This is a genomic window from Mesorhizobium sp. WSM4808 (assembly GCF_055811675.1).
The window spans coordinates 141,696-146,695 of record NZ_JBVVQX010000006.1 but is presented as its reverse complement, the minus strand read 5'-3'; the positions used below and the strand labels follow the sequence as shown (position 1 = coordinate 146,695).

1 protein-coding gene, 1 tRNA gene and 2 rRNA genes are annotated in these 5,000 nt (G+C 54.7%); all 4 read right to left on the bottom strand.

What is annotated here, in order from left to right:
- Nucleotides 1-204 precede the first annotated feature (204 nt).
- The 4 genes from AC0L2U_RS13085 to AC0L2U_RS13070 all read right to left on the bottom strand — a co-directional run bounded on the left by AC0L2U_RS13085 (nucleotide 205) and on the right by AC0L2U_RS13070 (nucleotide 4,665).
- Nucleotides 205-516, bottom strand: coding sequence for a type II toxin-antitoxin system ParD family antitoxin (locus AC0L2U_RS13085; RefSeq protein ID WP_127809237.1), 312 nt, complete (start codon nucleotides 514-516; stop codon nucleotides 205-207).
- 736 nt (nucleotides 517-1,252) lie between these two features.
- A tRNA-Met gene (locus tag AC0L2U_RS13080) sits at nucleotides 1,253-1,329 on the bottom strand.
- A gap of 248 nt (nucleotides 1,330-1,577) precedes the next feature.
- Nucleotides 1,578-1,692: ribosomal RNA gene (rrf, locus tag AC0L2U_RS13075) — 5S ribosomal RNA — on the bottom strand.
- 152 nt (nucleotides 1,693-1,844) lie between these two features.
- Nucleotides 1,845-4,665, bottom strand: a 23S ribosomal RNA gene (locus AC0L2U_RS13070).
- Nucleotides 4,666-5,000: the final 335 nt, after the last annotated feature.

The following is a 5,000-nucleotide window of genomic DNA, read 5'->3' as shown; positions in this document are numbered from 1 at the left end:
GTAGCCAACAATCCGCAGCCAGGCATGATCTCGACCCGCTCGGTGCTCCGCTGTGGAAAAGTCGACAGACCGAGACAATGGTCGGGATACCCGCAATGAATCTCCAGGCGATCGCCGGCGACGCACGTCCGGCTATGTCACCGTAGAGTTGCTCCAGCTCGGCTTCTGCCTTGGGGTGGAAGACAATCCGATACTCCACCCCTACTAGGCTTTCGCCTGCTTCGCGCGATGACGCGCCTCCAGCCGGGAGAAAACCGTCTCGGCAGGGATTCCCTTCGATGAATCCTGCCGGAGTTCAGTTAGGCGCCCCGGTATCTCCTCGCGCAGCCATTTCTCCCGCTCCGCCTCCAAATCCTCAAGCATGCGCAGGCCCGCGCGGACAACTTCGCTGGCATTGTTGTAGCGGCCTGATTCGAGCTGCTTCCTGATGGAGCTCTCGTAATGGTCATTCAAAGCGAATTTGGCATTGGCATCCCCCCTGCGGGAACATGGGAGTGATCCCGCACCTGGCGACAGATGTCAGCTATCAGCAAAATTGGCCGATTCGACCATGCTACACCTTGCGCCACTCATCCCCAGAGAATCGCCCTTCACTTTGATTCGACTTGATCGAGGCGTAGCTTCGGCGCCCCCCAGGCCGCTCGGCCAACGGCACTTGCGGCGTGACACACCCAACCGCCGGCGCGATCGAGGATCCACATGCAGGTCGATTCGCGGTCCTCAGTCATTGTCATGGCCGAGGGTTGCCACAAAAAGCCGACTGAATAGAACACCACCCCGACCCAATTCATTTCGTATTTGATTGCAAGTCACCACCGGCGTCACTGACCGATGCCTGAGGATCGGATGCTTCGTCTTTTCTGCCTCCGATTCGGTTGATCTGGCCATGGCGGCGGCTGGGCGCCTCGCTTGCCAATCCCCTGAACGCAAACGGCCCGCGGCTGCGGGCTATTTTGAATTAGGTTTGTTGAGAGGCTTGTCTGTCGTCGTAGCTTGTCGGCTGAGGCCTCTTTCTGCGCCGAGGAGTGCCGCTGCAGGCACCATTGTCCCCGAATGCGAACGGCCGGCGGGCATTGTTCCTGGCGGATTGTTTGCTTACCGAAGTTTGGTTGGGGAGAGGATTTGAGTTTTCTGTCTGGCGGCTTGGGCTTGGCCTGCTTGGGGGCGCCTGATGACATGACGGGTTAAACGCCGGCACCAGGGCAAAAAACAAAAGAGCCCGCACGAGGCGGGCTGTTTGTTTAGTGAAGTTTGGTTGCGGGGACAGGATTTGAACCTGTGACCTTCAGGTTATGAGCCTGACGAGCTACCGGGCTGCTCCACCCCGCGTCACCTCTTAGCAAGCGTTTGCTTGCTAATCTTAGCAAGCGTTTGCTTGCTAATCTAAGCAAGCGCTTGCTTGCGTTCCTAAGCAAGCGTTTGCTTGCTTTTTTGTGTAAGCCGAGGCCTACAGATAGGTATATAGCTGACCAAATGAAAGGGCCGCTTACGCGGCCCGTGATCCCTTGGCGGGCCATTTCATAAAGAGAAGACATCACTCCATCCGATTGGATGTGAGTTCAACGTGCGTTTAGCAGACCTGGCAGCGACCTACTCTCCCGCGTCTTGAGACGAAGTACCATCAGCGCTGGAGCGTTTCACGGCCGAGTTCGGAATGGGATCGGGTGCAGCCGCTCCGCCATAACCACCAGGTCGGCAAAACGCACGTTGTTCGAGAAGCTTTTGAGCGAAGGAGCACAAAGAGGCATCGGCAGCGGAGCTGTCGGGTGCCTCTCGGGGCTATTCGCTGGTCTTTTTTGTGCCTGTCATCCTCCGATTTGGAGCGATGAGCATAAGGAATGAGAACGATCAAGCCGATCGAACTATTAGTACCGGTAAGCTTCAAGCGTTGCCGCTCTTCCACACCCGGCCTATCAACGTGGTCGTCTTCCACGGTTCTCAGGGAATACTCGTTTTAAGGTGGGTTTCCCGCTTAGATGCCTTCAGCGGTTATCCCGTCCGGATATAGCTACCCTGCTATGCGGCTGGCGCCACAACAGGTCCACCAGAGATCCGTCCATCCCGGTCCTCTCGTACTAGGGACAGATCCTTTCAATATTCCTACACCCACGGCAGATAGGGACCGAACTGTCTCACGACGTTCTGAACCCAACTCACGTACCGCTTTAAATGGCGAACAGCCATACCCTTGGGACCTGCTCCAGCCCCAGGATGCGATGAGTCGACATCGAGGTGCCAAACAACCCCGTCGATATGGACTCTTGGGGGTCATCAGCCTGTTATCCCCGGCGTACCTTTTATCCGTTGAGCGATGGCCCTTCCACGCGGGACCACCGGATCACTATGACCGACTTTCGTCTCTGCTCGACTTGTCAGTCTCGCAGTCAGGCAGGCTTATGCCATTGCACTCAGCGAACGATTTCCGACCGTTCTGAGCCCACCATCGCGCGCCTCCGTTACTCTTTAGGAGGCGACCGCCCCAGTCAAACTACCCACCATACATTGTCCCGGACCCGGATAACGGGCCGCGGTTAGACATCCATAGTAATAAGGGTGGTATTTCAAGGGTGGCTCCACCTGAGCTGGCGCCCAGGTTTCAAAGCCTACCACCTATCCTACACATGCCACTACGAATGCCAATGTAAAGCTATAGTAAAGGTGCACGGGGTCTTTCCGTCTAACCGCAGGAACCCCGCATCTTCACGGGGAATTCAATTTCACTGAGTCTATGCTGGAGACAGCGGGGAAGTCGTTACGCCATTCGTGCAGGTCGGAACTTACCCGACAAGGAATTTCGCTACCTTAGGACCGTTATAGTTACGGCCGCCGTTTACTGGGGCTTCGATTCAGAGCTTGCACCCCTCCTCTTAACCTTCCAGCACCGGGCAGGCGTCAGACCCTATACGTCGTCTTGCGACTTCGCAGAGCCCTGTGTTTTTGATAAACAGTCGCTACCCCCTGGTCTGTGCCACCCTCCTCTACTTGCGTAGAAAAGGGTCACGCTTCTTCCGAAGTTACGCGTGCAATTTGCCGAGTTCCTTCAGCATAGTTCTCTCAAGCGCCTTGGTATACTCTACCAGACCACCAGTGTCGGTTTCGGGTACGGTTTATAAGGAGGAGCTATTTCCTGGAACCACGCAGCAGCCCGTTCAATCCGATAAGATTGGACTACCTCAATGATCCGTCACTACCTCCAAGCCCACGAATATTAACGTGGTTCCCATCGACTACGCGTTTCCGCCTCGTCTTAGGGGCCGGCTAACCCTGCTCAGATTAGCTTTAAGCAGGAACCCTTGGTCTTTCGGCGGGGGAGTCTCTCACTCCCCTTACGTTACTCATGTCAGCATTCGCACTTCTGATACCTCCACCACCCCTCACGGGTATGGCTTCATCAGCTTACAGAACGCTCCGCTACCGCTTGGCCCTTGCGGACCAAACCCTAAGCTTCGGTGTATGGCTTTAGCCCCGTTACATTTTCGGCGCAAAGACCCTTATTTAGACCAGTGAGCTGTTACGCTTTCTTTAAATGATGGCTGCTTCTAAGCCAACATCCTGGTTGTTTTGGGATCCTCACATCCTTTCCCACTTAGCCATAACTTGGGGACCTTAGCTGTAGGTCAGGGTTGTTTCCCTTTTCACGACGGACGTTAGCACCCGCCGTGTGTCTGCCGACTAGTACTCCCAGGTATTCGGAGTTTGGTTAGGTTTGGTAATCCGGTGAGGACCCCTAGCCCATCCAGTGCTCTACCCCCTGGGGTATTCGGTCGACGCTCTACCTAAATAGATTTCGCGGAGAACCAGCTATTTCCGAGTTTGATTGGCCTTTCACCCCTAGCCACAAGTCATCCCGAACTATTGCAACAGTTATGGGTTCGGTCCTCCAGTAAGTGTTACCTTACCTTCAACCTGCTCATGGCTAGATCACTCGGTTTCGGGTCTAATGCGACGAACTGAACGCCCTATTCAGACTCGCTTTCGCTGCGCCTACACCTAGCGGTTTAAGCTTGCTCGTCACACTAAGTCGCTGACCCATTATACAAAAGGTACGTGGTCACCCAGGACGAACCTTGGGCTTCCACTGTTTGTAGGCAATCGGTTTCAGGTACTCTTTCACTCCCCTTGTCGGGGTGCTTTTCACCTTTCCCTCACGGTACTAGTTCGCTATCGGTCATGCACGAGTACTTAGGCTTGGAGGGTGGTCCCCCCAATTTCAGACAGGATTTCACGTGTCCCGCCTTACTCGAGGACGATTGATTGCATTACGCGTACGGGGCTGTCACCCACTATGGCCCTACTTTCCAGAAGGTTCCGCTTGTCTCTCAATCGCCACTGGCCTGGTCCGGGTTCGCTCGCCACTACTTCCGGAGTCTCGGTTGATGTCCTTTCCTACGGGTACTTAGATGTTTCAGTTCCCCGCGTTCGCCACTTTACCCCTATGTATTCAGGGTAAGTTACCTATTATCGATACTTGGAAACCACAGCAGCAAGTCGGCCTTGCGACCTCCGGCTGCTCTGATTTTCCAAGTACCTTAGGTGGGTTTCCCCATTCGGAAATCTACGGATCAAAGGGTATTCGCACCTCCCCGTAGCTTATCGCAGCGTATCACGTCCTTCATCGCCTGTGCATGCCAAGGCATCCACCAATTGCCCTTAAGACACTTGATCGTTCTCATTGCCAATGCCCACCCGCGCAATCCCGAAGGGATTGTCACTTCAGCCTTCCCCTTGCGAGGTTAGCGTCCGCGCAATCTCGAAGAGATTGTCGCCTGAACCGGATCCTGTGCGGGACCCAATTCGATGTCATTGGCACAAAAAGACCAGCTTCTCGAGATCGGTTCGAGGGTGCGGTTAGGCAAGCCCATCATATGCGGGAGATTGAGCGTCTCCCGCGACAAATCACAAACCTTTTCAAGCTCATGAAGTTCGAACAAATCTTCTCTTTACAATGTCAAACAGAACAAGCGGCGAGCTAGATGCTCACCACAAAACCTTTTTACGAA